1 protein-coding gene is annotated in these 1,210 nt (G+C 60.1%); it reads left to right on the top strand.

Annotated features, from left to right (window positions below; all coding sequences use genetic code 11):
- Window positions 1-11: 11 nt before the first annotated feature.
- The coding region (locus BM269_RS28935) for an IS5 family transposase (RefSeq protein ID WP_090446067.1) at window positions 12-1,210 on the top strand (1,199 nt) is incomplete at its 3' end.

Genomic DNA, 1,210 nt, shown 5'->3' with positions numbered 1-1,210 from the left:
CAGAGGGGCAGATGGGACCAAAGCCAGTCGGACCGCAAAGCAATGACATGTTTCGCCAACGGCTAGACGAGTTGGTGAACCCGCAGCACCCGCTGGCCAGATTGGCCAAGCACATCGACTGGCAAGTGTTTGAACAAAAGTGGGCACCCCACTTTCCATCGTCGCGAGGCCGTCCCGCCACGCCAACGCGCCTGATTGCCGGCCTGCTGTACTTGCAGCATACCTTTGCCCTGTCGGACGAAGACGTGGTGTGGGGTTGGGTCGAGAATCCATATTGGCAGCTGTTCTGCGGCGAAACCTGGTTCCAGCACCGCCCGCCGATCGATCCAAGTTCATTGACGCGCTGGCGCAATCGTATCGGCGAGGAAGGCTTGGAATGGATGCTGACGCAAACGATCAAGGCCGCCGAATCGACCAAGGTCGTCAAGCCACAGAGCTACCAGAAAATTATCGTTGACAGCACGGTGCAGGAGAAAGCGATCGCCCATCCCACCGACAGTAAACTGCTGGAGCGGGCCAGGCAGCACTTGGTCAAGCTGGCCACTGAAGGCGGTTTGGTTCTGCGCCAGAACTACAACCGGGAAGCGCCGAAACTGGCGGCACAGACTGGCCGCTACGCTCATGCCAAGCAATACAAGCGTATGCGCGGCAGCCTGAAAAAGTTGAAGACAGTGGTAGGCCGGGTGTGGCGCGACGTGCAGCGCCAAGTGGAAAAGCTGCCCGCAGCCATGCAGGGCAAGGCCGGTGATTTGCTGGCCAAGACCAAGCGTTTGTTGACTCAAAAGCAGAAGGACAAGAATAAGCTGTACAGCCTGCACGCGCCCGAGGCGGGGTGCATCGCCAAAGGCAAATCGCGCCAGCCCTACGAGTTCGGCGTGAAGGTCTCGATTGCCACCACGCACAAGGAAGGTCTGGTGGTCGGCATGCGCAGCATGCCTGGCAATCCGTACGACGGACACACGCTGTTTGAAGCGCTGGAGCAGGTGTCGATCCTGACCGACTGCCAACCCAAGGAAGTCTTTGTGGACCTGGGCTATCGCGGCGTGGATGTCCAGCCCGGCACCAAGGTCTACCACCCCAAGCTCAAGCGAAACATCACCCAGCGCTTGCGGCGCGACATCCGCCGCCGCAGCGCCATCGAGCCAGCAATCGGGCACATGAAAAATGACGGGCGCCTGCGGCGTAATTGGCTGAAAGGGACCGACGGCGA

It is taken from the genome of Duganella sp. CF458 (assembly GCF_900113115.1).
Lineage (GTDB): Bacteria > Pseudomonadota > Gammaproteobacteria > Burkholderiales > Burkholderiaceae_D > Rugamonas.
This window is presented reverse-complemented; position numbering and strand designations above follow the sequence as displayed.